Raw genomic sequence first — 22,363 nt, 5'->3', positions numbered from 1 at the left:
TTCCGAATGAAGGCCTGAAAACGCATGTCAGCTGGATACGAACATTCCGGACACGAACATCACGGAGACGCGGGACACCACGGGCCGCGCGTGCTTCCTTCCTCGCTTGCCGCGCCCGAGGAGGCCATCAAGGCCTGGCGGACCCGGCTTTTGATCGTCGGCGTAGCCGCCGCGCTGATTTCGCTGCTCTTCCTCATGGTCAAGGGCGGCCCGGGCCATATCCTGCGGGCCTACCTGATGGGATTCATGGTCTCCTTCGGCTTTGCCGGCGGCGGTCTGGCGATGCTGATGCTGCAGTATGTCTCGGGCGGCAAGTGGGGCCTGGTTCTGCGCCGGCCTCTCGAGGCGATGACCCGGACCCTGTGGCTGGTGGCTCTGATGGTCGTCCCCATCCTGTTCTTCATGAAGCACCTTTACCAGTGGGCGGCCTATCCCAACGCCAAGGCAACCGCGGCGGCCTTCGCCAAGGGCCTGATGACCAAGGAGCAGATGCTGACGGCCAACGCCAAGCATGCCATGCTCAGCCCGGTCTCGGCGACGGTGCAGATGGCCATCGTCTTCGGTGTCCTGCTGCTCTTTATGGTTTTCCTCAACCGCTGGTCGCTGCAGCGCGATGCCGACCCGCACGCCGGCTCGCAGTCGAGCTTCGACTTCTGGCGTATCAAGTTTGAGAATCTCTCCGGTATCGGCATCTTCATCTACGTCGTGCTGCTGACGGATATCTCGATCGTCCTGATCAAATCATTGGACGTCACCTGGTACTCTTCGATCTACGGATTGCAGTTCCTGGTTGGCCAGGGTTACCAGGTCCTCGCGCTCGGAATCCTCTCGGTCATCCTGCTCTCGCGGTTTGAGCCGATGAAGTCGCTGCTGCGTGTGACTGAGCAGCACGACCTGGGCAAGTTCGCCTTCGCCTTCGTCATGCTGAACATCTATCTCTGCTTCGCGGAGTTCCTGATCATCTGGTCGGGCAACGTTCCGGACGAAATTCCCTGGTACCTGGCGCGCATTCAGGGCGGCTGGTGGGTCATCTGCTCGCTGGACTTTATCTGCCACTGGCTGATTCCGTTCACCCTGCTGCTCTCGCGCGACCTGAAGCGAAACAAGACGAAGATGATCTGGCTGTGCAGCTGGATGATCTTTGCCCGCTCGCTCGATATGTTCTGGCTGATCGAGCCGAACTTCCAGGACGCTGCCGGAAACCTGCACCTGGCGGGGAACTACGGGATCCTCGCTTACATCACGGTTCCCGTTGCCGTTCTTTCGATCTGGGGAGCGTACTACCTTACCGAGTTGATGAAGCGGCCGCTGATGAACGTCAGCGACCCGCACCTGGAAGAATTGCTGGAGCCCGAACATGCCCACTAACGATCACGATCTGAACAAGGCGAACAAGCACCACGTGCACGGCCTAACCCCGGAGGATCCGGGTTATGAGACGACCGACGTCAACGTCAATGGCGTGGTGGTCTTTCTCGCCGGCCTGGCTGGATCGGTCTTTGTATTCTTCATCTTCTGCTTCCTGATGGGCAAGGTGATCAACAGCGCCATGAACAAGTCGGACGGCCCTGCGAACAAGTGGCACCAGGCCGAGGCAGGTGGCGTGAAGGGACTAACGAGCAATCCGCAGCTGGAGCAGCATGAGCTGCAGCAGCTGACATCTGCGTTCCCGGAGCCCCGTGTCAACGCCGATGACGATATGCAGGGGACGGCTGACCTGCACGCGCGTGAGGACCTGCTGCTCGAGCACTACAGCAGCACCCCCGGCCAACCCGGCATCCGCATCCCGATTGAGCGCGCGATGCAGCTGATCGCGCAGCGCGGACTTCCGGTTCATGCGAAGCCCGCGGCCGAGGAGCCGAAGATGTTCGGCGACGCGGATCCACACATCCAGGCTCCCCTGACGGACGGATTTGCCCGCACCGGCTTTGAGCTGGACGAGATGGAAGCGCGCAAACAGAAGATGGACTTCGGCCGGGCGGAAGAGGCGGCGCACGGAGAGTCAGCGGCCGTCCGGTAATCGGAGAGAACGGTATCGAAGCCGCCTGGATGCGGCCTAAGATAGAGGGAAGGGACGAGGAACGGGGAGCATCCCGGGAGGCAGACATGAGGAAACAGGGCACAATGCGGGGATCGTGGCGGGCGACGGCGTTAGCCGTGCTTGGCGGCGCGCTGCTGTGCACGCCTCTGGCTGCCCAGGTCTCCGGGTATGGAGACAAGCAGGCTGGCCCGAACGCCGGGGATGAGCTTCCAAAGGTGCTCGAGCACGTAGGCATTACCCAGAAGCTCAACCAGCAGCTTCCGCTGGATGCACAGTTTGTGGACGATACCGGAAAGACGGTTCGGCTGGGCGACTACTTCGGGAAGCATCCGGCCATCCTGACCCTGGTCTACTACAACTGTCCGATGTTGTGTTCGGAGGAGCTGGATGGCCTCGCGGGCGCGCTTGAGATGGTGAAACTGACCCCGGGCAAGGACTTCGATGTGATCGTGGTCTCGATCGACCCCAGTGAAACGCCGGAGCTGGCCGCGAAGAAGAAGGCCTACTACGTCAAGCGATATGGGCGCCCGGAGACGGCCAATGGATGGCACTTTCTCACCGGGCAGAAGGCTTCGATTGACCGCCTGACGGACGCGACGGGGTTTGGCTATGTGCGGGTTCCCGGCCCAGACGGCAAGCTGTCGCAGTTTGCGCATGCCAGCTCGATCCAGGTGGTGACCACTGACGGCAAGCTGGCTCAGTACTACCTTGGCGTGGAGTATTCGCCCAAGGACATCCTGCTGGGTCTCGTCGAGGCTTCGGGAAACAAGATTGGATCTCCTGTCGCCAACATCCTGACCTACTGCTATCACTATGATCCCCAGACCAACAAGCATTCGTTGATTGTTGCGCGAGTGGTTCAGCTGGGTGGCCTGGTGACCATGGCTGGCCTGGGCGGCTTCATGTTTGTGATGTTCCGCAGGGACATAAAGCTTGCGCGCGAGAACGATTTGACGAAGAAAGAGAATGGATAAAGGGTAACGATGCATATCAGTCCCGTACTCTGGCAGTTTCTGATTAAGTGGCTCACGAACTCGGCGCTTTTTCCGCGCGAGGCGTCGACGATTGCGCCTTACACCGACGCGCTCTACTTCTTTCTGCTGCTGATCACCTGTGTGGGCCTGGTGCTGGTGGGCGCGCTTGTCTTTGGCTTCTCCATCCGGTATCGCAAGGACCGCAGCCCGGTTGCGACGCAGGTGGAAGGTTCCACGCTGCTTGAGGCGACCTGGACCATCATCCCTCTGGCGCTGTTCCTGGTCTGCTTCGTGTGGGGCGCCCTGCTTTACTTCCGAATCTATAATCCCCCCACCAATGCCATGAATATCTACGTGGTGGGCAAGCAGTGGATGTGGAAGGCCGAGCATCCTGGCGGCCAGCACGAGATCAACAACCTGCATGTCCCGATGGGCGTTCCCATTCAGCTGACGATGATCTCGCAGGACGTCTTCCACAGCTTTTCCATCCCGGATTTCCGGGTGAAGCGCGAGGTCATCCCCGGCCGCTATACGACGGTATGGTTTGAGGCGACGACTCCGGGAACCTACCACATCTTCTGCACACAGTACTGCGGGACCAAGCACTCCGGTATGATCGGAGAGGTCACGGTGCTGACCCCGGACGATTACAAGAAGTGGACGGAGAGTTCAACCAGCGGCATGTCGCTGGCGCAGAACGGGGAGCGCCTCTTCGCCAGCATGGGATGCAATGCCTGCCATAGCGGCGATGCGGCGGCTCGCGGCCCCAGCCTTGCGGGTGTCTACGGCTCCAAGCTGCGGTTGACGAACGGCTCCGAGGTTCTGGTCAACGAAGCCTACCTTCGAGACGCGATTCTGAATCCGTCGCAGCATATTACCGCCGGATATGCGCCTATTATGCCTACCTACCAGGGGCAGATCAGTGAAGAGGGCCTGATCAGTCTGGTGGAGTACCTGAAGTCCCTCAAGACAAACTATCGCGTGCAGCAAACGCTGACCACGTCAGAGTCCAACCAAGCGGCGCCCATGACGCCAGGGGTGGTGAAGCCATGAGTACAACCAGTTCAACCATCGTCAACCTTCCGGACCAGAGGACGGCGACCATTCCGAAGAAGAACTATATCAATGCGGAAGATGGTCTTCTCAGCTGGCTGCTTACGGGCGATCACAAGCGCATCGCGATGCTCTACCTGATCTCGATCACGTTCTTCTTCTTTATCGGAGGAGCCTTCGCCGGTCTGATCCGCCTGGAGCTGCTGACGCCCCAACCCGATCTGGTCGCATCGGACACGTATAACAAGCTGTTCTCGATGCACGGCATCATCATGGTGTTCCTGTTCCTGGTGCCTTCGGTTCCGGCGACGCTTGGAAACTTCCTGATTCCGATCATGATCGGTGCCAAGGATCTGGCCTTCCCGAAGATCAACCTGCTCAGTTGGTATCTCTACCTGGTAGGCGGCGTCATGACGCTGGCGGCCCTGGTGATGGGCGGTGTCGATACCGGATGGACCTTTACCACGCCGCTCTCGACCCACTATGTCAACACGCACGTGGTCACGGCGGGCCTGGCGATCTTCGTGGCAGGGTTCTCCTCCATCTTTACGGGACTGAACTTCATCGTGACGATCCACCGGATGCGTGCCCCCGGCATGACCTGGTTCCGGATGCCCCTGTTCGTCTGGTCCAACTATGCTGCATCGATCATGATGGTGCTCGGCACGCCGGTTCTGGCGATCACGCTGGTCCTGGTTGTCCTTGAGAGGACGATTCACATCGGCGTCTTCGATCCGAGCCTGGGCGGCGATCCTCTGCTGTTCCAGCATCTGTTCTGGTTCTACTCCCATCCGGCCGTGTACATCATGATTCTGCCGGGTATGGGCGTCATGTCCGAGATCATCCCCGCCTTCAGCCGCAAGCGCGTCTTCGGCTACACGGCGGTGGCGTTCTCTTCGGTGGCCATTGCGGTCTTCGGGTTCTTCGTCTGGGAACACCACATGTTCATCATGGGCGTCTCCAACTACTCCGCCCTGGTCTTCTCGCTGCTGACCATGCTGGTGGCGGTTCCCTCGGCGATCAAGGTCTTCAACTGGTCCTTCACGCTGCAGAAGGGGTCGATCACGTTTGAGACCCCGATGCTCTACGCCTTCGCCTTCATCGGTCTGTTCACCATCGGCGGCCTGACGGGAGTCTTCCTCGCGGCCCTCGGCATGGACATTCACCTGACGGAGACCTACTTCATCGTTGCTCACTTCCACTACGTGATGGTGGGCGGCATGCTGATGGCCTTCCTGGGCGGCCTCCACTTCTGGTGGCCGAAGATGACGGGCCGCATGTATCCGGAGTCGATCTCGAAACTCTCGGCGGTGACCAGCTTTATCGGGTTCAACCTGACCTTCATGCCGCAGTTCATCCTGGGCTACCTGGGCATGCCTCGCCGCTACCATGCGTATCCGGCCGAATTCCAGGTGCTCAATGTGCTTTCCACTGCCGGCGCAACGGTTCTGGGCATCGGCTTCCTGATGCCGATGATCTACATGGCCTGGTCGCTGAAGTATGGCGCGATCGCCGGAAACAATCCATGGCAGGCTACTGGCCTTGAGTGGCAGATTCAGTCGCCTCCGCTGACAGAGAACTTTATCGAGACGCCGATCGTCGACTTCGAGGCTTACGACTTCGAGTGGCTCGCTCAAAAGACGGAACAAGAGGTGACGACCGTTGGATAACACGATCGTAGCAACACACGAGATAGACGCAGAGGAGCATCATCACGCCGCCCTGCCCCAGCACCGTCATCACTTCGAGACGGAGCAGCAGCAGCGTGAGGCCGGAACGTTCGGCATGTGGCTCTTCCTGCTCACCGAAATCATGTTCTTCGGTGGAATGTTCTTTGCGTACCTGCTGTATCGCAACTGGTACAACCCGGCTTTCGTGGTGGGCTCGAACCAGCTCAGCATCCCGCTGGGAACGGCCAACACGGCCATCCTGATCACCTCCGGCTTCTTTATGGCGCTGGGCGTGTGGGCAGCCGAGGTGCGCAAGCGGGGACTGCTGGTCATCTTCCTGCTGCTGACCAACTTCTTCGGCCTGATCTTCCTTGGCATCAAGGGCGTGGAATATACGGAGAAGTTTGAGAAGCATCACGTTCCCGGCGCCAGCTTCGACATCTCGGAGTTCGTCAATCCTCCGTTGAACCCGAAGACCCACAAGCCCACCGAAGAGCCGCTTTCCCCGGACATGGCGCAGAAGACACAGGTCTTCTTCTCGCTCTACTTCGCCATGACCGGTATGCATGCCCTGCATATGATCATCGGAATCGTTCTATTGACCTGGCTCACGGTCCGGGCTTATCGGGGAGACTTCAGTTCCGGCTACGTGGCTCCAATTGAAAACTTCGGTCTTTACTGGCACTTCGTCGATATTGTCTGGATCTTCCTGTTCCCGTTGCTTTACCTGATCAACCGACACCCGGGAACATAGCATTGGTCTGAAGGCAGTTGTCTTCATGAAAAACTCTTCAACCTGCTCCGGCGGCAGGTTGAAGAGAACAGAATCGGGCTTCAGAAAATGGCCAGTTCCGCCGCACCCGCAAGGAGAAGAGCATGTCGTCTCAATACCATGACCCGGCAAACATCACGAATCCAGAGCACGCGGAACACCGCATTGTTCAGCCGGGAACCTACATCGCAATCTACATCGCTCTGCTGATCCTTACAGGACTTACGGTCGCCGCCGCCTTTGTAGACCTCCACATCCTGAATCCGATTATTGCCGTCGCGATTGCCTGCATCAAAGGGATGCTTGTAATCCTGTTCTTCATGCACGTCATCTTTCAGTCCAAGCTGATCAAGATGACCGTTGCATCGGGCTTCTTTACCTTCCTCATTCTGGTGGTGCTGAGCCTGAGTGACTATATCAGCCGCGCCTGGGGCCGCTGGTAGATATTACGAGTTGTTTCAAACGCAAGTTGTTTCAAACGATAGAGCGGCCCACGGGCCGCCTTTTTTTGCCTGCAATGAGAGATGTTCTTCCTCCTGCGTCCTCTCCCAACCCGTCATCCTGACCCTGAACGAAGTCGAAGGGGAAGAATCCCTGTATTTTTCCTGGAGCGTCTACGCTGCTCCGGCAGAATACAGGGATTCTTCGCGTCGCTCAGAATGACGGCTCTTTGACAGCGACACCCCTAGCGAGAGCTGCTTCCGTTGGGCTGGTTGCTCAGAATTTCCTTGCCTCCACTGCGTGCGACCAGATACGTGGTTCCATCCATGTCTGGCAGGGCCTGGCTTGTGTCCTGCCAGAGAAAGACGCGCCGTTTCCCCTTCCAGCGCTGGTTCAGCGACGCCTCGTTCTCAAAGATATGCGGAGCATCGGGGAAGAAGCTGCCGTACCACAGGTTTGAGCTGCGGCCGTCGAGGATATGGATATCGTCGCGCTCGAGATAAAACCCCAGCGTGCTTCCCGCCTCGTATTCCCCGTGAATGACGATGGTATCGTCCGGCTTCAGCACGGGGGCGATCGCATCTGCAAGCCGTTTTGAGCTGAGCACCGGCGAGAAGATCTGGAGCCCGAGATGCGCGGCGAGAAGAAAGCCGAAGGCTCCGCCTGCCAGCCACAGGTTCGCAGCGTGGGGGCGGTAGGCGCGCCGCAGCAGGAAGTTTGCCGTCATCCCTGCAAGCAGCGCAAAGGCGGTCATGCCCAGCGGGCGGCGAAAGGCCCCCATGGCCTGCGAATCCAGGTCCAGGAAGTGGCCGAAGGAGAGAGCGTAGTCTCCCGGGTTCTTTTGGAGCAGATTCGCAAGATCGGCGGTTGGCGCGGGCGTCCTGCTGGAGACGAGAAAGAAGAGCGCAGCAAAGGAAGCGAGGGTCCCAAGGGCCAGCAGCACCCATGAGATTCGTTGTCCCGCCGTGACCAGGCGGTTGGGAACCTCGAAACTGTCGGCTTCCGCAGCTTCGCGGCTCAGCCAGGCGGAGATCAGAAGGATCAGCGCGGGCAGCGAAGGAAGAACGTAATACTCCTGCCGTGTGGAGAAGGAGAAGAAGAGCATGGGCAGCGCTGCCCATATCGCCAACAGCAGCAGGGTAGACTGCCGGCGGTCCAGCGGCTGACGGCGCATGGCTCTTCGCCACGGAACCATTCCCAGCGCCTTGAAGGCGAAGGCGCTCCACGGCATCATCCATACCAGCAGCAGCCCCCAGAAGAGCAGCAGGGGCACGGTGTCATAGTCCCGCGGCACGCGCAGGTTCAGGTAGCGCAGCAGGTGCTCGTTGACGAAGTAGAACCACGTCCATCCATGCACGTTGCCGTCAGTGGGCTGAGGCACGGTCCAATGGCCGTGGCTGAAGATAATTTTGCCGGGATGCCCCTGCGTGGGGTTCGCCAGCCCAATGGCAATATGCCACGGTGCAGCGATCAATAAAAAGACGAGGAGACTTCCCAGCGGGTGAAGATGACGCAGATGCGCGAAGGTTCTCCGCCAGCCGCGCGTTGCCAGCAGATACACGAGAACGATCCCGACGGGAAAGACGATTCCGATCAGGCCCTTGGTCAGGACGTTCAGGGCACAGCATGCGGCAAAGCCGTAGCAGGCGATTGCACCCGGGCGCTCGCTCTGCTCCGTGAGCCAGAAGCAGAAGATCGCAACCGCGAGCCAGAGGCAGACCATCACGTCAGGAATCATGATCCGCGTAAAGATGAAGATGCCGAAGCTCGAAAGCAGAATAAGACCGCTGTAGAGCCCGGCCCGGATGCCTTCCTGATCCTCGGCGGGGCTGCTCCCGCGACCGAAGGCCCGTCGAGCGAAGGACTCCAGCACGAACGCCAGCGCAAGCACCGTCAGGGCCAGAGGAAGCCTTGCGGCGGAGGCGCTTACGCCAAAGGCCTTGAAGCTCGTCGCCATCGACCAGTAGAGCAGCGGCGCTTTTTCCAGATAGCGAATGCCGTTGGCGTACAGCGTCGTCCAGTCGTGGCGGACCAGCATCTCGCGCGCGACCTCCGAATGCACCGAGTCGGCGTCGTCCAGCAGAGGAGGTGTCAGCAGGGTATAGCTTCCGTAGAACAGAAACCACAGCAGCGCCAGCAGGAGGCGTGTCCGGAGAGGTCCTGGTTTGAGACGCGCATTATCCATAGAGATCGGGGGAGCCTTCTTCGGTAACGCGATCGGTGTCCAATCGTTCGGGGAGAAGGATGGAGAAGCGCCGCTCCCGCTACCAGAGTACCGGGCTACCAGCGTACCGACAATGCGGCTGCGGGCGGCGACTATATGATGGAGTGGAATATGCGTCCCGGTTATCCAGAGCAGAGAGAGGAGCCGTAGCAGCATGGTGGAACAGCCGATGCCTGCCGGACCTCCGGCAGAGCTGATCTTCGGTGACTGGTACCCCGCTCTGCGTGTCAGCGAGCTGCGCATCGGCAAGATGACGCAGTCGCTCCTGCTTGGCGTCCCCCTGGTGCTGGGACGCAAGCGCGATGGCCGCGTCTTCGCGATGCGCGACCTCTGCCCGCATCGCGGTATTCCGCTCTCCGCCGGCTGGTTCGACGGCGAAAACGTGCAGTGCAAATATCACGGCTGGAAGTTCGAGCCCTGCAGCGGGCAGTGCACGGAGATCCCCTCGCTGACGCAATTCGAGACGCTCGATCCCGGAAAGATTTACGCCGGTGCGTATCCCTGCGAGGAGCGCGACGGCTATGCCTGGGTCTATCTTCCTGAGCCGGGCGCGGGCCGCTCCGCGAGACAGCTTCCCGATGTGCCGGAACTGCCGAAGTTCTCCGACCGCTATCGCAGCGCGCATCTTGTTGCGGACCTGCCCTGCAATGTCGATCACGGCATCATCGGTCTGATGGACCCGGCGCATGGGCCATTCGTGCACCAGGCATGGTGGTGGCGCAGCCGCGCCAGCATTCATGAGAAAGAGAAGCATTTCGAGCCGATTCCTGAGGGCTTCCGCATGTCCTCGCACGCTCCCAGCGCAAACTCGGCGCCATACAAGCTGCTGGGAGTCTATGGAGAACCCATCACGACCACCATCGACTTCGTGCTTCCGAACCGCCGTTACGAGACCATCCGCGCGGGAGCGAAGTGGTTTTCGAGCCTGACGACCGTAACTCCGGTGACACCTTCCACCTGCCGGATCGACGTCATCGCGGCGTGGAATGTCTTCTACAACGTCCCGCTCGTCACCCCCATTGCGAAGTTCTTCGGGGCTCGCTTCGTTCGGCAGGATCAGCAGACGATGATCGAGCAGGCCCAGGGGCTGCGATATCATCCCGGGCTGATGCTGATCGACGATGCCGACAAGCCGGCGAAGTGGTACTTCGCGTTGAAACAGGCACGACTGAAGGGCACCAGCGAGCACCCACTCGATGGTCCGGTTACGCTCCACTGGCGTAGCTGAGTGAAGGCTCGCCTCCTCCTGCAGACGTAGACGTATGTGCCCTCCCACCAAAGAAGACGGAGTAAGGGCGTCGGGGATCCAGAGCATATCCACATGTACCTCACTCCGGTCACAATTGTCCCCAGGGATGCATCATGACGGTTGCGCAGGATAGGGCATTGGCGTGGGAGATACCTTCCTTGAAGTCCCAGAAGTGTCATCCGAAAGGCCTCGCGTCTTCGAGCTGTACGGTCTTCAAAGGGCCGCCGGGCCTGTAAGTACTGATGATGATGCCGGACGGAAATGCTTTCGTGCTGACAAGCTCGAAGGAGTGCGCCGGCGTTCCCTCCGCAAAAAAGCGCTTTCCCGTGCCCAACAGCACCGGATAGACGATCAGAAGGATTTCATCCGCGAGCCCGTGTTCGAGCAGCGCCGATGTCAGTGTCGAGCTGCCGGAGAGGATAAAGTCCGGACCCTCCTGTGACTTGATGCGGCGAACACCCTCGACGAGATCCGGTCCAATGCCTTCGAATGGGCCCCATGCAAGACTTTCCGGGCGGTGGGTGGCGACGTATTTTTTTGCCGCATTGATGCGGTCCGCCATCGGGCTGTTCGGCGCCTTTGGCCAGAAGCCCGACCAGAGATCGTAGGTGCGACGGCCAAGCAGCAGATCGAAACCCTCGCCATATGCGGCCGTGATGGCGTCCCGGCCGGCAGGGGTACGATAAGGCACCGTCCAATCGCTGTAGGGGAAGTCGCCGCCATCGGCGGAGTGCTGAATCACGCCATCCAGCGAGATATGTTCCGTGATCTTGAGCTTTCTCATTTCAGTCTCCGTGTTCCGGGGTTGGAGTTTCTATTCTGTTGGCATTGCGTGGAACTCGCGCACCTCGACCGATGCGCGGCAGGCGGCGACGGCTTTGCGTCCCCACGCCACGGCCTCATCCATGTTGGCTGCGTTGAGTATCCAGAAGCCGCCAATGTGTTCCTTGGTCTCAAGGTAGGGTCCATCGGTAAGGGCCACCTCTCCACCGGGCCGCTTACGGAGTGATTTCGCGTAGGGCGCCGATTGCAGGCCGCCTGCGAAGAACCTTGCGCCGGCTGCCTTCATCTCTTCGTTCAGCACATCGATATCGCGGGCCATCTGTTCGCTCTCCAGCGAAGGGTCGTAGTTGTCGGGGTGGTGGATTGCAACCAGATATTGCGGCATGGCTTCTCCTGGAAGGATCTGCAGGCGGGCTAATCGGCGGCCTGTACTAAAACGACGAACGACCAGAACAGGTTTCGACAACCGCTCGAAAATTTAACTCGATCTCAACTTTTGTTTGGAAGCGGAAGTTGCCTTTTCGTTCCTCAGCCATACGGAGGCTCTTCGCGCTCCAGGAGAGAGCTATTCCTGCCGCTCTCACTCTGGCGCATCGATCGAGGAAGAGAGGAATGATTATGTCGGCTTCTCGTCAGTGATGCCAGGAGACAAAAATGCGTTTCTCATTCCTCGTCCAGTTCTCGCTCCTCTAAACCTCAGTGCCAGGTGCGATGTCAGACAGAATGGGCTGTCAGAGCGCTCGCTAGCGCATCCGCTACGATCCTTTCTTCTCCCGGTTGCAAGTCGATTGCCGTCATCTCGATTGCGCTTTTGCCACCCCCAACCACGATGGAAGGCTTCATTGCGGCAAGCTGTGCTGCGATATCACGAGGTGTTGCAGAAAAACGAGCTGGGTCCAGATGCACCTGAAGCGAGGGAAAGTGGTTTTTGATGGGGGATACTTCTCGCGTGAAAGTCACTCCAGGTATCTTTGACAGTTTGGCGGCGATCGTGTCGAGTTGCTTTGTCTGTCCTTGATCCACCGCATCCTGATCTTCAGCCAGAAACACCTCCAGGGCTTTGAGCAGTCCTAGCATCTCTTCCTTGCCGACCTTATCCGGACGCCCAATCGTGTCCTCATTGGGGCTCATATTCAGCAGCGTATTGTGCACCATCTCCTGGCGCCCAATCAGCAGGCCGGTAGTCTGCGGGCCCCTGATTGCTTTCCCTCCACTGAACGCGATCAGATCGAAGCCCATATTCGCATACTCCCACAGGCGGGACTTCGGCGGAACGTCCGCAGCGGCATCAAGAAACGCCGGCAGATTTGCGTCGTGCGCAAGTTTCAACCAATCAGCCCGCTTGATCTGCCCATCCGGGTCGCTCAGGTTCTGAAAGTGCATTGCGGCGGTGCGCTCGTTAATGGCCTTGCGGACGTCTTCTACCGTCTCCACTTCGACAATCTTTGCCCCGGTCGTTCGAATCTGGTGATTCCATTCGCTGCGGTGCGCCCGCTGAACGATCACCTCTGACTTCATCCCGGTCAAATCCGGAATCTGGGTAATAAAGGTTGGGTTGTTCCCGGTAAGAATTCCTGCGTAACCGTTCTGGATCGCCGATGCCGCGCCTGAGGTTACGATGGCTCCATATCCCTCAGGCAACTTCAGCATCTCTGAAATTCGCTTCCCCACAGCCGCTTCCAGATCCATGATGACGACGAAATGTTTGGCCGCCATCTCCATGACCGCTAATGCCTCTGGACGGATCAGCGATCCGCCAATCACTGTCTCTGTCAGGTGGGCATTGATGACCGTAGTCAGCCCCAGCTCGGCGTAGACATTCCCAGTGTTCCCAAACCCGGTGATCTTCTCGTTTCCAGGCCCTTGCTTGCTGGACGGCGGAAGAGTGGCTGCAAACAGCCTCTGCCTGCCGAATATCGATCCGGCCAGCGTGACAAGTCCCCCTAAAAATCCTCGACGATTCAATCCAAATCCCGCCATCGCGTACACCATCCTCGAAGTGAAATTCCTGTCTTCAAATCCTGACGGTGATACTACGCTCATGTGCCCTCGGTCCAAATGCTCATGAGTCGGATAATGGGAAGTGGCCTGGCGCCTGCCGACGTTTGTCAGTCTGGCCCTTCAGGGCTTGCCGGCTTTTTTGGCGGCCCCCGGCGAGAGAGGTTCCACCGCGACCTGCACGTCGAGATGACGTGTGGTGTCGAGAATATCGAAGGAGCCGATGATCAAGGGCTTGCCGGGTGTAATCACTGAGCTGCCTTCGACGACAGACTGGCGGATGATGGGGTCCTGGGGAACGGCGCTCGATCTCTCTTCAGCGGCGCTGGAACGCTCCACCTTCGTCTTCAGGCTCAGTCCATCTTCGACATGGTCGAGCGTGGCCTCAAAGTTCAATCCAAGATCGACATACGAAACGGCGGCTGCTCCGGAGCTGCTCTTCTGATCGTTGACCATGATCGGCACCCGGTTGCCCTGCCGCATCTGCGCTCTCTGGCCTGGCACCGTCACCATGGTGTAATGCTGCTCCCCAATCCGTTTGGAGCCATCCATATCAATCAGGGTGTAGGTAATGCGATAGGCCCGCAACGGTTTGTCTAGGTCATTAATAAGCTTTTGCGCGAACTCGACCTGATCCGGGGTTCCGCTCACGAGGATGGCATTCTGTGATGGCACCAGCATGATCTTCGTTGCAGGCGCGACTATATTGCGCAGAGCCGTAAGAATCTCGTTTTCAACGTTCTGCTGAGTGGCGTTCTTGAGATAGAAGGTTTGAAATGTAACCGGCTCGTTCCGCGATCCGGGCTGCGCCCATGCTGTGGTTACGCCGATCAGCATGACCAGCGCGGCTTTCTGAATTCCAGCGAAGAATCTCATGGTTTTCCTTGTTCAGAGGGTTGGGAGTTATTGAGTCTTTCCGTCTCGAGCTCTGCCTCGGTTGGGCCGAAGAACTGTTCGAATTCGTTGCGGTCGTGCTGCTCCTGGGCCTCCCTTTGTGCGGAGGTCAGCATCGCCAGCTCAAAGGGAGGGCGGCGATGCGCAATCTCAAGAAGCAGCCTCTCCTGGTGCGTGAGCGGTAGCGGCGGCGGCGGAATATTGACGGGCCGGCTGCTGCCGGATGCTGCAACTTCGGCGTGATCTGGAACGGCAGCAGAAGCGTGGCGAAGATGCGGGCGCAACGGATTTGATTGCTCCGATTGCTCCGTCGAGGCGAGATCGGGAACTGTCGGAACAGCCGTTGCGGTGCTCTCTTTGGAAGGATTCTCCGAAGGCCGTTGGGTTGCGTTGGAGTCTTCCTGCTTTGCCGGGCGATGCGTTGCAGTGAGGCCAGCGCTGAAGAAGAGAGCCGCCGCAACGATAGTTGCAAGGCCGCAGGCAGCCGCTGTCCCCCATGCAAGGTTTGTAAAACGGCGTGGGCGCGTCTGCACGGCTACGCGATCTTCCAGCGTGTGCAGGATGCGACGCTCAAGGCCTTCTGGAACCGGAGCGTCGCGCAGACCGGCGAGGGTCTGGTGAATCGCGTCTTCAACACGGTTCGGCTCGACAGGATTCTCTTCGGGGCGGTTCATCGGCTTCCTCCCTTCTCAAGCCTTTTGCGCAGGCGGGTTCGCGCACGAAAGAGCAGGGCGCGAACCGCAGATTCGGTTCTTCCCAGGACGGCGGCGATCTCGCGGTTGTCGAGCTCTTCCAGTGAGCAGAGCAGCAGGATGTGGCGCTCCGTCTTCGGCAGTCTTTCGAGCTCGCGCAGGACCGCCTGAATGCGCTGCGACTGATCGAGGGCTTTTTCGGCGGAGATCGTGGCAGCGACGAGGCCTTCGGCGAAGACGGCATCCATGGATTCCGGCTGGCGGCGACGGCGGCGGTCGATGGCAAGGTTCCATGCAATGCGGACAAGCCAGACACGCATCTCGCGCACCTCGGGCAGCGTGCGACGGTGCTCGAGAACGCGGACGAAGGTGTCCTGCACGACGTCCTCGGCCTCGGCGCGCGAGCGAAGCATGGAGTAGGCGACGCGGAACAGCAATGCGGAGTAGGTCTCCACCAGCGCAGTCAGGTCGATCTCTGAGGCGGCGCTCTGCGTGGACGGCAACACCAGGCTGTATTCCTCGATTGATGCCATAGGAACCATCTAGGAGGACAGACGGCGAAGCAGCAGCTTCGCTCGGAGAATTTTTACATGCGTGCCCTCAAAGGCTGAAGTCGTCTCGGAGAAGGAGTGTGCCGCAGGCAGTCGCTGAAGGGCCGTCATTCAGACCAACATCCGTCATTCTGAGCGAAGTCGAAGGGGAAGAATCCCTGTATTTTGCCTGTAGCGTCCATGCTGCCTCGGAAAGAAGTACAAGGATGACGAGCCCAGGCCGAAGAAGAATAGGCAGAGCGAAGTTTCTTTCAGGCGGACTTGGTCTTTCCCGGCGTCAAGACTGGTTTCAGGTATCGCAGAATGGCATCGTGCATGGCCTGCTGCACGCGGGGACGGGCACTCCGAGTGGCAGTGACGAGTTCGTCGAGAATCCCACGGAAGATCATCAGAGCTACCTGTCCGTGGTGCCTCGCCTCTGCCTGAGAGAGGGTTGGCCGTTCGTGCCGGAGACGCTCCGCGATGAAATCCACAAAGACTTGCCCCAGAGCCTGTTTCTCGTTGCGAGCGGCATCTGAAAGCGGAGCATTCACCACGAGAGTATGAAACTCAGGATGCTCCCGATTGAAACGGATACAAAGATCGATCAGTTTATGAATGGCGTCATCGAAAGCCAGGTCGTATTCGGGATCGAGCGCTCGTTCGGCATCGGCCATCTGGCGTGCATACATTGCAGCAAGCGCGCTTGCGAGGGCTTCCTTGTTGGGGAAGAACTGGTAGAGCGTAGCCGGAGAGACGTCTGCTTCCAGGGCAATCGCGTTTGTGGTGGTTTCGTGATACCCGAGGCGGCCGAAGACCGAGGCCGCCGCCCGAAGCAGATTCTGCTGGCGCTGTTCTCCCCGGGCGTTCCGTTTCCGTTTTGGATCGAAAACCGTCACAGGCCAATTCTCGCAGAAAAGAAACCAAGTAAAAACTTGCATCCAACCGGATAATACAAGTATCTACTTGTATAAGAGGAGAGCGGATATGTTCACGGTCATGGGAATTACGGGCAAGGTAGGCGGAGCAATCGCAGAGAATCTGCTGGCGGCAGGCAAAAGGGTGCGAGGAGTCGTCCGCAATCCGGAGAAGGCCAGGGCATGGGCGGATCGAGGAGTGGAGGTTGTGGAGTCGGTGTACGACGACGCTCGTGGCCTCGCAGAGGCATTCGCAGGATCTGAGGGTGTGTTCGCGATGGTTCCCCCGGACTTCGCGCCTGCTCCCGGACTGCCGGATCAGAGGCGCACGATTGCGGCCTTCCGTGAAGCGCTGGAGAGCACAAAGCCCGGAAAGGCGGTCTTTCTTTCGTCCATCGGATCGGAACAGCCGAGCGGACTGGGACTCATCACGTCGACGCATCTGATGGAAGAGGCAACGCGCACGCTGCCGATCCCTGTGGCGTATCTGCGCGCCGGCAGCTTCATGGAGAACTGGCTGGGGGCCCTGGACCACATCCGTACGACCGGTGAGATGCCATTCTTCTATGCCCCGCTCGAACGCAGGTTCCCCCTGGTGGCCACTCAGGACATCGGTCTGGCAGGCGCAAAAGTTCTGCAGGAGAGCTGGAAGGGCGAGCGCGTGATCGAAGTGGATGGACCGAAAGGCGGAACGGACCTCTACGAGGTGGCGGCGGCATTCGGCAAAGCCTTGGGGCGAGAGGTGAAGGCGGTGCAACTGCCCGAGCAGGCCTGGCAGGGCGTTCTGGAAGCCATGGGCATGCCCGCCGACAGAACCGGGTTGTACATCGAGATGGTGAAGAACTTCAACTCAGGCTGGATTCACTTCGGCAATCCCGGAACCGAAACCTTTCACGGGCCCACGAACATCGAAACATTCGCACAAGGACTCAAAGAGGAGAGCCCGGCGTGACTTCGATCTTCGCCGCGATCTGTAACCGGACAGATCGCGATGAGTGCTGAAACCAGGCGCTGAAGGGCAGCTTCACCGTTCCGCCTCGATTCCGAGAAAAATTACTCGGTTGTGGCGAGCATGGCGGCCAGCAGAGCGGTGCGCGACACGATGTGCTCGAGGAGGATGTGCTCGTGGGCGGCGTGGGCTCCCGCGCCGATGGCGCCCATGCCGTCGAGCGTGGGGACGCCCAGTGCGGCAGTGAAGTTGCCGTCCGAGCCGCCTCCGGTTGCGGCTTCGTCGAGCGCAAAACCTAAATCGGCGGCGAGCTTTTTTGCCTGCTTGTAGAGAGCGATGGTTCCGGCCTTGCGTTCCATCGGCGGACGGTTGATGCCGCCGGTGAGCGTCAGCCTGCAGGCCTTGTCGAAGGGCTTCAGCGTGCGGAAGAGGCGGTCGACCCTCTTCTCGTCCGCGGCGCGGGCAATGCGGACGTCGATCTCGGCGTGTGCCTCGGCCGCGATGACATTCGACCGCGTTCCCCCGGAGATGACCCCGGGATTCACCGTCAGGCCGCGGGAGAGATCGGTGAAGCCGGCGATGCGATCGATCTGGCGGGCCAGTTCCAGCACGGCGGAGTGGCCGCTCTCGAAGTCCACGCCGGAGTGCGCGCCGACGCCGGTGACGTGCAGGTCATAATGGCCAACTCCCTTGCGGGCGGTCTTGTATGCCAGCCCCTGGGCCGGTTCCAGCACGAAGACCGCGGAGGATTCCTTTGCGAGGCGCTCCGTGATGGGCCGGGAGATGGGCGAGCCGATCTCCTCCTCGGAGACCAGCAAAAGAGTGACGGGCCGCAGCAGACCAAGCTCGTTCAGGACCGAGATCGCGGTCAACGCCATCACGACGCCAGCCTTCATGTCGAGAACCCCGGGACCGGAGAGCCTTCCATCCTTATTAAGCCAGGGCATGGATTTCAGGGTGCCATGCGGCCAGACAGTGTCCAGATGGCCGAGGATCAGAACAGGCTTCTGCCGGCGGGTGTGTCCGAAACGAAGCTCATAGACGTCACCGAACTTTTTCTGGGGGTAACGCTTTATCTTCCCGCCCAGTGCAGCCGCCCACCCGGAGGTCAGCTCCTGGGCGGCATTAACTGCAGCAGGATCTTCACTTGGGCTTTCAACCCGCACAAGCTGCTCCAGGTGCTTGAGGAACCACGGAAGTTTCCCTTCGGTTGTGCTGGCGATGTCCCGGATATTCATCTATGTTATTGATCCTTGGTTATTTATCGTCCACGATAACGCGTCGATTTCGTTGGCGTCCAATCTGGAGTGTGTCTTTTTTGACACATTAAAATTTCGTAACCCTGCTGTAGCCTAACTAGCGGATTGTACCGGAGACCGGATTTGGTGGCATCGGACCCTCGTTTTGAGCGAACGATCAAGTCGGCGATTGAGTTCTGTGGAGTAGGTCTGCACAGCGGGGCTCCCGTGTCGATGCGACTGGTTCCCGCTCCTGCCGGTTCCGGCATCGTCTTCCGGCGGACCGACCTGGACAACTTCGAGATTGCAGCGACGGGACGCAACGTGGCCAAGGTGAGTTATGCCACCAGCCTGATGCGTGGCAGCGTGCTGATCTCGACGACCGAGCATCTTCTGTCGGCCCTGATCGGATACGGCGTCGACAACGTGATCGTCGAGATCAATAACCTCGAAGTTCCGATCCTCGACGGAAGCTCTCTGCCGTACATCTACGCGTTTGAAGAGACAGGGCTGAAGCAGCAGCGGCGGAAGCGCGAGTACATGCGGGTTTTGAAGGCAGTTGAGGTGCGGGAGTCCGGCAAGTTCATCGGCATCTACCCGGGCCGGGGATACGCCATCGACTACACCATCGATTTTCCTGAGCCGATCGGCTACGAGACCATGCGGGTGGACCTGGCAGAGGGCGATTACGCGAAGCTGATCGCACCGGCGAGGACCTTCGGCTTTAAAGAAGATGAGGCGATGCTGCGCAACATGGGGCTGATCCGCGGCGTCTCCGATGAGAGCGCCATTATTCTTTCGCGCAAGGGCGTGGAGAACGGCCCGCTGCGCTTTCCGGATGAGTTTGTGCGCCACAAGGTGCTGGACCTGATCGGCGATCTGGCTCTGGCGGGACGGCGCATTGAAGGTCATGTGGTGGCCGAACGCGCCGGACACGCGATGCACACGGCGCTGGTGCAACGGCTGCTGCGCGACCGCTCTTCCTGGGAATTAGTGCATGGGGAACTCGTCCATGGCGGCGATCCTGTCGCGGAGCATCGGGTTGAGAAGGCCGCTGCACCGTTGCGGCCCGTAACCGTCTAGGCGGATTTTGGTGGTTATGGGATTGGCGGCGATTGCGCTCGGATCGAATCTTCCGTCTCAATTCGGGGACCGTGCAGATAACCTGCATGAAGCGATACGGAGGTTACGCGGCTATGGCGAGGTCGAGGCCGTCTCCTCCTTCCATGACACCGAACCTGTGGGGTATACGGACCAGCCAAGATTCCTGAACGGCGCCCTGCTTTTGAAGACTGCCCTGAGCCCGTTGGAACTGATGCGGGTGTTGCTGGCAATTGAGCAGGAGATGGGCCGCGAGCGGGTGATCGCCAAAGGCCCGAGAGTGATCGACCTGGATCTGCTGTTTTACGGCAATCATGTATCCAACACCTTGGAGTTGACGCTGCCGCACCCGGAGATGCAGAACCGCAGGTTTGTCCTGGAGCCACTGACGGAGATCGCCGCCGACTGGGTACATCCCGTACTGGGAATAAGCGTAGGGGAGATGCTGCGCCGGCTGGGACAGTAGAGTGAATGTAGCCGGAAAGAGGGTTATCCCCAGCGTATACCGCTGTTCAGCAGTGCGGAATTCCTCTTTCGAGGCATGTTGCTTTCAACTCCGCGATTGCTATGGTTCTTCTCCAGAAGATCGCTTTTTCCAAAAAGAGACAATGAGGGTTGGCCGCCTGCCCGGGGGCGATAGGATGTTCTCGCCGAGGTGGTCTGCTCCGTAGGATCTTCAGAATCTCTGCACGCTTTCTGGCTGTCGCATTGTGCTCTCCCTCTGTGTTGTTTTGGTTCTCTCCGGCGCGGGCACTGCCCGCGCCGTGAAGATTGCAGTGGGCCGGCGGGATGCTTTTGTGTCCCGCCGGCCCACTGCGGTTGTGATGGATGGCCATTGAAGTAAACGGAAGGTGCAGACGGATTCGCTCTTCTGGTGAAGAAAGTCGTCCGGAGTCTATGCTGGTAGGTCAGGGCATAGGCTCCGGACGAGAGGCTTTATGGGGTGTGGTGTCGGCAGGACGTTGCTGCTGGGCGGGTTGGCTGCCGGGATGTGTATGGGCAGTGCAAGTGCGCAGCAGTCGATGTGTCATGGCGCCGGAATCAGCGGGAGCCTGATCCCTCCGGAGCAGTTGCCGGCTGCGGTGAGGATGACGGGCATCGGGAACAGCTCGATGAAGATCAGGGCCAGCGATGAAGCACAGGCGTGGTTCAACCAGGGTCTGAACCTTCTCCATGATTTCTGGGACTATGAGGCGGCGCGGGCGTTTGAGCAGGCGGTGCGGACAGACCCGAAGTGCGCGATGTGCTACTGGGGGCTGTACCAGGCAGAGGTCTTTCGCAGCGCGGATGTTCCGGCGGGGCAGCAGGCGCTGGACCACGCGGTTGCGTTGAAGACTCATGCCAGTAAAGCGGAGCGGCTTTATATCGAGGCGGCTGTAGCGGAGCATCAGGCGGCGCTCGAAGCGATGCACCCGGCGGCCACGCAGGAGAAGAAGGCCGATGCCGCCAAAGATGCGCCGCATGTGGATTCAGCGGAGACGAAGCTGTATCGCAGGCTGGTGGCGCTGGAGCCGAAGGACGTGCAGGCGCGAATCTTCCTGGCAGAGTCGTTGCGCGACGGGTTCGATAAGAAGGGGGAACCGCGTGCAGGCACTGCAGAGGCCCAGAGGATTCTGCAGTCGATCCTGAAGGAGCACCCGGACGATTCGGCGGCGAACCACTACTGGATCCATGCGGTCGAGCCGGGGAATCATCCGGAGCTGGCGCTGGAGAGCGCGAAGAAGCTTGGCTCGCTGACTCCGGCGTCGGGACACATGGTGCATATGCCGGGGCATATCTTCTACAGGACGGGCGATTACGAGTCGGCGCGCGAGGCGTTTCTTACATCGATGCATGTGGACGAGGAGTACATGCGCACGCAGAAGGTGGGCGTGGCGGACGACTGGAACTATGTCCACAACCTGATGTACCTGATCGCCGATGAGATGGAGGCAGGCAGGTTTCATGAGGCGATGCAGATCTCGGAGAAGCTGCGCGATGCGCGCGGCGATGTGGGTCCGACGCTGTACCGGCAGACGCCGCGGGATGGGCTGACGAGGATCAGCGTGGAGCTTCCGGTGCTGCTGCGTGCGGGAGCATGGACAAGCGCGGCGGAGCGGCTGGAGCGAGGATCGCAGGATGCCTCGCTGAAGAATCTGGAAGAGCTGCGGGTTTCGATGCTGGATTACGTTCGGGGCATGGAGGCTCTGGATGGCGGCGATGTGAAGTCCGCGGAGGCGAGGAGCGATGCGTTGGATGCGGCGGTGAAGCAGAAGCCTGCAGACGTGGAGAAGATGCCGCTGGGCATGTCGATGTCGAAGGATGCGATGGCGAAGCCGGTGTACAGCTACCTGGATGTAGCGGCGATGGAGCTGCGAGCGAGCGTTCTGCTGGCGCAAGGGCAGGCGGAGCAGTCGGGCGCGACGTTTGCGAAGGCGGCTGAAGCAGAGCGTGACCTGGGGTATCGCGAGCCGCCTTTCTACATCCGCCCGGTGGAAGAGGCACGCGGCGATGCGCTGTTGCTTGCGAAAAGATTCGACGAGGCGAAGCAGGCGTATGAGACTGCTCTGAAGCAGAGGCCGGAGTCGGGATTTGCGTTGTACGGGGTGGCGCAGGCCGATGCCGGAGCAAGACGCATGGCCGTGGCGACGAAAGACTATGCGCATCTGCTGAATGCCTGGGCGAATGCAGATGCGGATCTGCCGCAACTGAGGGCAGCGCGTGCCTGGATGGAAGGCCAGACGGCGGACGGGGAATAGCAGCCGGTGCGACTCCACCGAAAGATGGAGAAAAAGATGGGCCATTGTGGCCATGACGAAACTTCGTGGGAACCCTATAAAGGTACTCGCATGATGTAA

General features: G+C 59.7%; 21 protein-coding genes. 12 read left to right on the top strand and 9 right to left on the bottom strand.

The features are described 5' to 3' along the window. Positions 1-24 precede the first annotated feature (24 nt). From GWR55_RS13595 to GWR55_RS13565, 7 genes are all read left to right on the top strand, one after another. Positions 25-1,368 (top strand): hypothetical protein, encoded by a 1,344-nt coding sequence (locus GWR55_RS13595; RefSeq protein WP_162402738.1) that lies wholly within the window; start codon positions 25-27, stop codon positions 1,366-1,368. Beyond that, entirely contained in the window at positions 1,358-2,020 is a 663-nt protein-coding gene (locus GWR55_RS13590; protein ID WP_162402737.1) for a hypothetical protein, read from the top strand. Before GWR55_RS13595 ends, GWR55_RS13590 begins: the two co-directional genes overlap by 11 nt. Positions 2,021-2,106: 86 nt before the next feature. After that, the gene (locus GWR55_RS13585; protein ID WP_162402736.1) at positions 2,107-3,015 is read left to right on the top strand and encodes an SCO family protein; all 909 of its coding nucleotides are present in this window, start codon (positions 2,107-2,109) and stop codon (positions 3,013-3,015) included. 9 nt (positions 3,016-3,024) lie between these two features. Next, positions 3,025-4,068 carry a cytochrome c oxidase subunit II gene (gene coxB, locus GWR55_RS13580; protein WP_162402735.1) on the top strand — a complete coding sequence of 348 codons (1,044 nt, stop codon included), beginning with the start codon at positions 3,025-3,027 and terminating at the stop codon, positions 4,066-4,068. Then, a complete protein-coding gene (locus GWR55_RS13575; protein ID WP_162402734.1) occupies positions 4,065-5,738 on the top strand; it encodes a cbb3-type cytochrome c oxidase subunit I in 1,674 nt (557 codons plus the stop codon). Before coxB ends, GWR55_RS13575 begins: the two co-directional genes overlap by 4 nt. Next, positions 5,731-6,492, top strand: coding sequence for a cytochrome c oxidase subunit 3 family protein (locus GWR55_RS13570; RefSeq protein ID WP_238398411.1), 762 nt, complete (start codon positions 5,731-5,733; stop codon positions 6,490-6,492). Before GWR55_RS13575 ends, GWR55_RS13570 begins: the two co-directional genes overlap by 8 nt. 122 nt (positions 6,493-6,614) lie before the next feature. Beyond that, the gene (locus tag GWR55_RS13565) at positions 6,615-6,953 is read left to right on the top strand and encodes a cytochrome C oxidase subunit IV family protein (protein WP_162402733.1); all 339 of its coding nucleotides are present in this window, start codon (positions 6,615-6,617) and stop codon (positions 6,951-6,953) included. 242 nt (positions 6,954-7,195) lie between these two features. On the opposite strand, the gene GWR55_RS13560 is transcribed toward GWR55_RS13565, so the two are convergent. Next, positions 7,196-9,331: a phospholipid carrier-dependent glycosyltransferase gene (locus GWR55_RS13560; protein ID WP_370521146.1), complete on the bottom strand. Its 2,136-nt coding sequence runs from the start codon at positions 9,329-9,331 to the stop codon at positions 7,196-7,198. Here GWR55_RS13560 and GWR55_RS13555 point away from each other — a divergent pair. Beyond that, complete coding sequence (locus GWR55_RS13555) at positions 9,330-10,403, top strand: Rieske 2Fe-2S domain-containing protein (protein WP_162402732.1); 1,074 nt, start codon at positions 9,330-9,332, stop codon at positions 10,401-10,403. The genes GWR55_RS13560 and GWR55_RS13555 overlap by 2 nt on opposite strands. A 196-nt stretch (positions 10,404-10,599) precedes the next feature. Here GWR55_RS13555 and GWR55_RS13550 read toward each other — a convergent pair whose 3' ends face one another. The 7 genes from GWR55_RS13550 to GWR55_RS13520 form a co-directional block, all read right to left on the bottom strand. Further along, positions 10,600-11,208, bottom strand: coding sequence for a dihydrofolate reductase family protein (locus GWR55_RS13550; RefSeq protein ID WP_162402731.1), 609 nt, complete (start codon positions 11,206-11,208; stop codon positions 10,600-10,602). Between the two features lie 30 nt (positions 11,209-11,238). Next, the gene (locus GWR55_RS13545) at positions 11,239-11,592 is read right to left on the bottom strand and encodes a YciI family protein (protein WP_162402730.1); all 354 of its coding nucleotides are present in this window, start codon (positions 11,590-11,592) and stop codon (positions 11,239-11,241) included. A 329-nt stretch (positions 11,593-11,921) separates the two neighbouring features. Further along, positions 11,922-13,187, bottom strand: coding sequence for an aminotransferase class V-fold PLP-dependent enzyme (locus GWR55_RS13540; RefSeq protein WP_162402729.1), 1,266 nt, complete (start codon positions 13,185-13,187; stop codon positions 11,922-11,924). 141 nt (positions 13,188-13,328) lie between these two features. Further along, the gene (locus GWR55_RS13535; protein WP_162402728.1) at positions 13,329-14,081 is read right to left on the bottom strand and encodes a secretin N-terminal domain-containing protein; all 753 of its coding nucleotides are present in this window, start codon (positions 14,079-14,081) and stop codon (positions 13,329-13,331) included. Next, complete coding sequence (locus GWR55_RS13530; protein WP_162402727.1) at positions 14,078-14,773, bottom strand: hypothetical protein; 696 nt, start codon at positions 14,771-14,773, stop codon at positions 14,078-14,080. The genes GWR55_RS13535 and GWR55_RS13530 overlap by 4 nt, the downstream gene beginning before the upstream one ends. Beyond that, positions 14,770-15,324, bottom strand: coding sequence for an RNA polymerase sigma factor (locus tag GWR55_RS13525; RefSeq protein ID WP_162402726.1), 555 nt, complete (start codon positions 15,322-15,324; stop codon positions 14,770-14,772). The genes GWR55_RS13530 and GWR55_RS13525 overlap by 4 nt, the downstream gene beginning before the upstream one ends. Before the next feature lie 269 nt (positions 15,325-15,593). Next, positions 15,594-16,220 (bottom strand): TetR/AcrR family transcriptional regulator, encoded by a 627-nt coding sequence (locus GWR55_RS13520; protein WP_238398410.1) that lies wholly within the window; start codon positions 16,218-16,220, stop codon positions 15,594-15,596. 88 nt (positions 16,221-16,308) lie between these two features. Between GWR55_RS13520 and GWR55_RS13515 the strand changes: the two genes are divergently transcribed. Next, entirely contained in the window at positions 16,309-17,190 is an 882-nt protein-coding gene (locus GWR55_RS13515; RefSeq protein WP_162402724.1) for an NmrA family NAD(P)-binding protein, read from the top strand. Between the two features lie 101 nt (positions 17,191-17,291). On the opposite strand, the gene GWR55_RS13510 is transcribed toward GWR55_RS13515, so the two are convergent. Next, complete coding sequence (locus tag GWR55_RS13510; RefSeq protein WP_162402723.1) at positions 17,292-18,425, bottom strand: M20 family metallopeptidase; 1,134 nt, start codon at positions 18,423-18,425, stop codon at positions 17,292-17,294. Between the two features lie 147 nt (positions 18,426-18,572). Between GWR55_RS13510 and lpxC the strand changes: the two genes are divergently transcribed. From lpxC to GWR55_RS13495, 3 genes are all read left to right on the top strand, one after another. Beyond that, positions 18,573-19,508 (top strand): UDP-3-O-acyl-N-acetylglucosamine deacetylase, encoded by a 936-nt coding sequence (lpxC, locus tag GWR55_RS13505; RefSeq protein ID WP_162402722.1) that lies wholly within the window; start codon positions 18,573-18,575, stop codon positions 19,506-19,508. A 16-nt stretch (positions 19,509-19,524) separates the two neighbouring features. After that, positions 19,525-19,992, top strand: a complete 468-nt coding sequence (gene folK / locus GWR55_RS13500) for a 2-amino-4-hydroxy-6-hydroxymethyldihydropteridine diphosphokinase (protein ID WP_162403986.1) — start codon at positions 19,525-19,527, stop codon at positions 19,990-19,992. A gap of 472 nt (positions 19,993-20,464) precedes the next feature. Next, positions 20,465-22,264, top strand: a complete 1,800-nt coding sequence (locus GWR55_RS13495) for a hypothetical protein (RefSeq protein ID WP_162402721.1) — start codon at positions 20,465-20,467, stop codon at positions 22,262-22,264. Positions 22,265-22,363 lie beyond the last annotated feature (99 nt).

It is taken from the genome of Edaphobacter sp. 12200R-103 (assembly GCF_010093025.1).
Classification (GTDB): domain Bacteria; phylum Acidobacteriota; class Terriglobia; order Terriglobales; family Acidobacteriaceae; genus Edaphobacter.
This window is presented reverse-complemented; position numbering and strand designations above follow the sequence as displayed.

Excerpts from the sequence above, each read along its gene's own strand:
- GWR55_RS13575 (WP_162402734.1), top strand. The coding sequence starts at position 4,065 with ATGAGTACAACCAGTTCAACCATCGTCAACCTTCCGGACCAGAGGACG.
- coxB (WP_162402735.1), top strand. The coding sequence starts at position 3,025 with ATGCATATCAGTCCCGTACTCTGGCAGTTTCTGATTAAGTGGCTCACG.
- GWR55_RS13525 (WP_162402726.1), bottom strand. The coding sequence starts at position 15,324 with ATGGCATCAATCGAGGAATACAGCCTGGTGTTGCCGTCCACGCAGAGC.
- GWR55_RS13530 (WP_162402727.1), bottom strand. The coding sequence starts at position 14,773 with ATGAACCGCCCCGAAGAGAATCCTGTCGAGCCGAACCGTGTTGAAGAC.
- GWR55_RS13595 (WP_162402738.1), top strand. The coding sequence starts at position 25 with ATGTCAGCTGGATACGAACATTCCGGACACGAACATCACGGAGACGCG.
- GWR55_RS13560 (WP_370521146.1), bottom strand. The coding sequence starts at position 9,331 with ATGCTGCTACGGCTCCTCTCTCTGCTCTGGATAACCGGGACGCATATT.
- GWR55_RS13545 (WP_162402730.1), bottom strand. The coding sequence starts at position 11,592 with ATGCCGCAATATCTGGTTGCAATCCACCACCCCGACAACTACGACCCT.
- GWR55_RS13495 (WP_162402721.1), top strand. The coding sequence starts at position 20,465 with ATGGGGTGTGGTGTCGGCAGGACGTTGCTGCTGGGCGGGTTGGCTGCC.
- GWR55_RS13555 (WP_162402732.1), top strand. The coding sequence starts at position 9,330 with ATGGTGGAACAGCCGATGCCTGCCGGACCTCCGGCAGAGCTGATCTTC.
- GWR55_RS13550 (WP_162402731.1), bottom strand. The coding sequence starts at position 11,208 with ATGAGAAAGCTCAAGATCACGGAACATATCTCGCTGGATGGCGTGATT.
- GWR55_RS13590 (WP_162402737.1), top strand. The coding sequence starts at position 1,358 with ATGCCCACTAACGATCACGATCTGAACAAGGCGAACAAGCACCACGTG.
- GWR55_RS13565 (WP_162402733.1), top strand. The coding sequence starts at position 6,615 with ATGTCGTCTCAATACCATGACCCGGCAAACATCACGAATCCAGAGCAC.
- GWR55_RS13535 (WP_162402728.1), bottom strand. The coding sequence starts at position 14,081 with ATGAGATTCTTCGCTGGAATTCAGAAAGCCGCGCTGGTCATGCTGATC.
- GWR55_RS13540 (WP_162402729.1), bottom strand. The coding sequence starts at position 13,187 with ATGGCGGGATTTGGATTGAATCGTCGAGGATTTTTAGGGGGACTTGTC.
- GWR55_RS13510 (WP_162402723.1), bottom strand. The coding sequence starts at position 18,425 with ATGAATATCCGGGACATCGCCAGCACAACCGAAGGGAAACTTCCGTGG.
- GWR55_RS13585 (WP_162402736.1), top strand. The coding sequence starts at position 2,107 with ATGAGGAAACAGGGCACAATGCGGGGATCGTGGCGGGCGACGGCGTTA.
- GWR55_RS13515 (WP_162402724.1), top strand. The coding sequence starts at position 16,309 with ATGTTCACGGTCATGGGAATTACGGGCAAGGTAGGCGGAGCAATCGCA.
- folK (WP_162403986.1), top strand. The coding sequence starts at position 19,525 with ATGGGATTGGCGGCGATTGCGCTCGGATCGAATCTTCCGTCTCAATTC.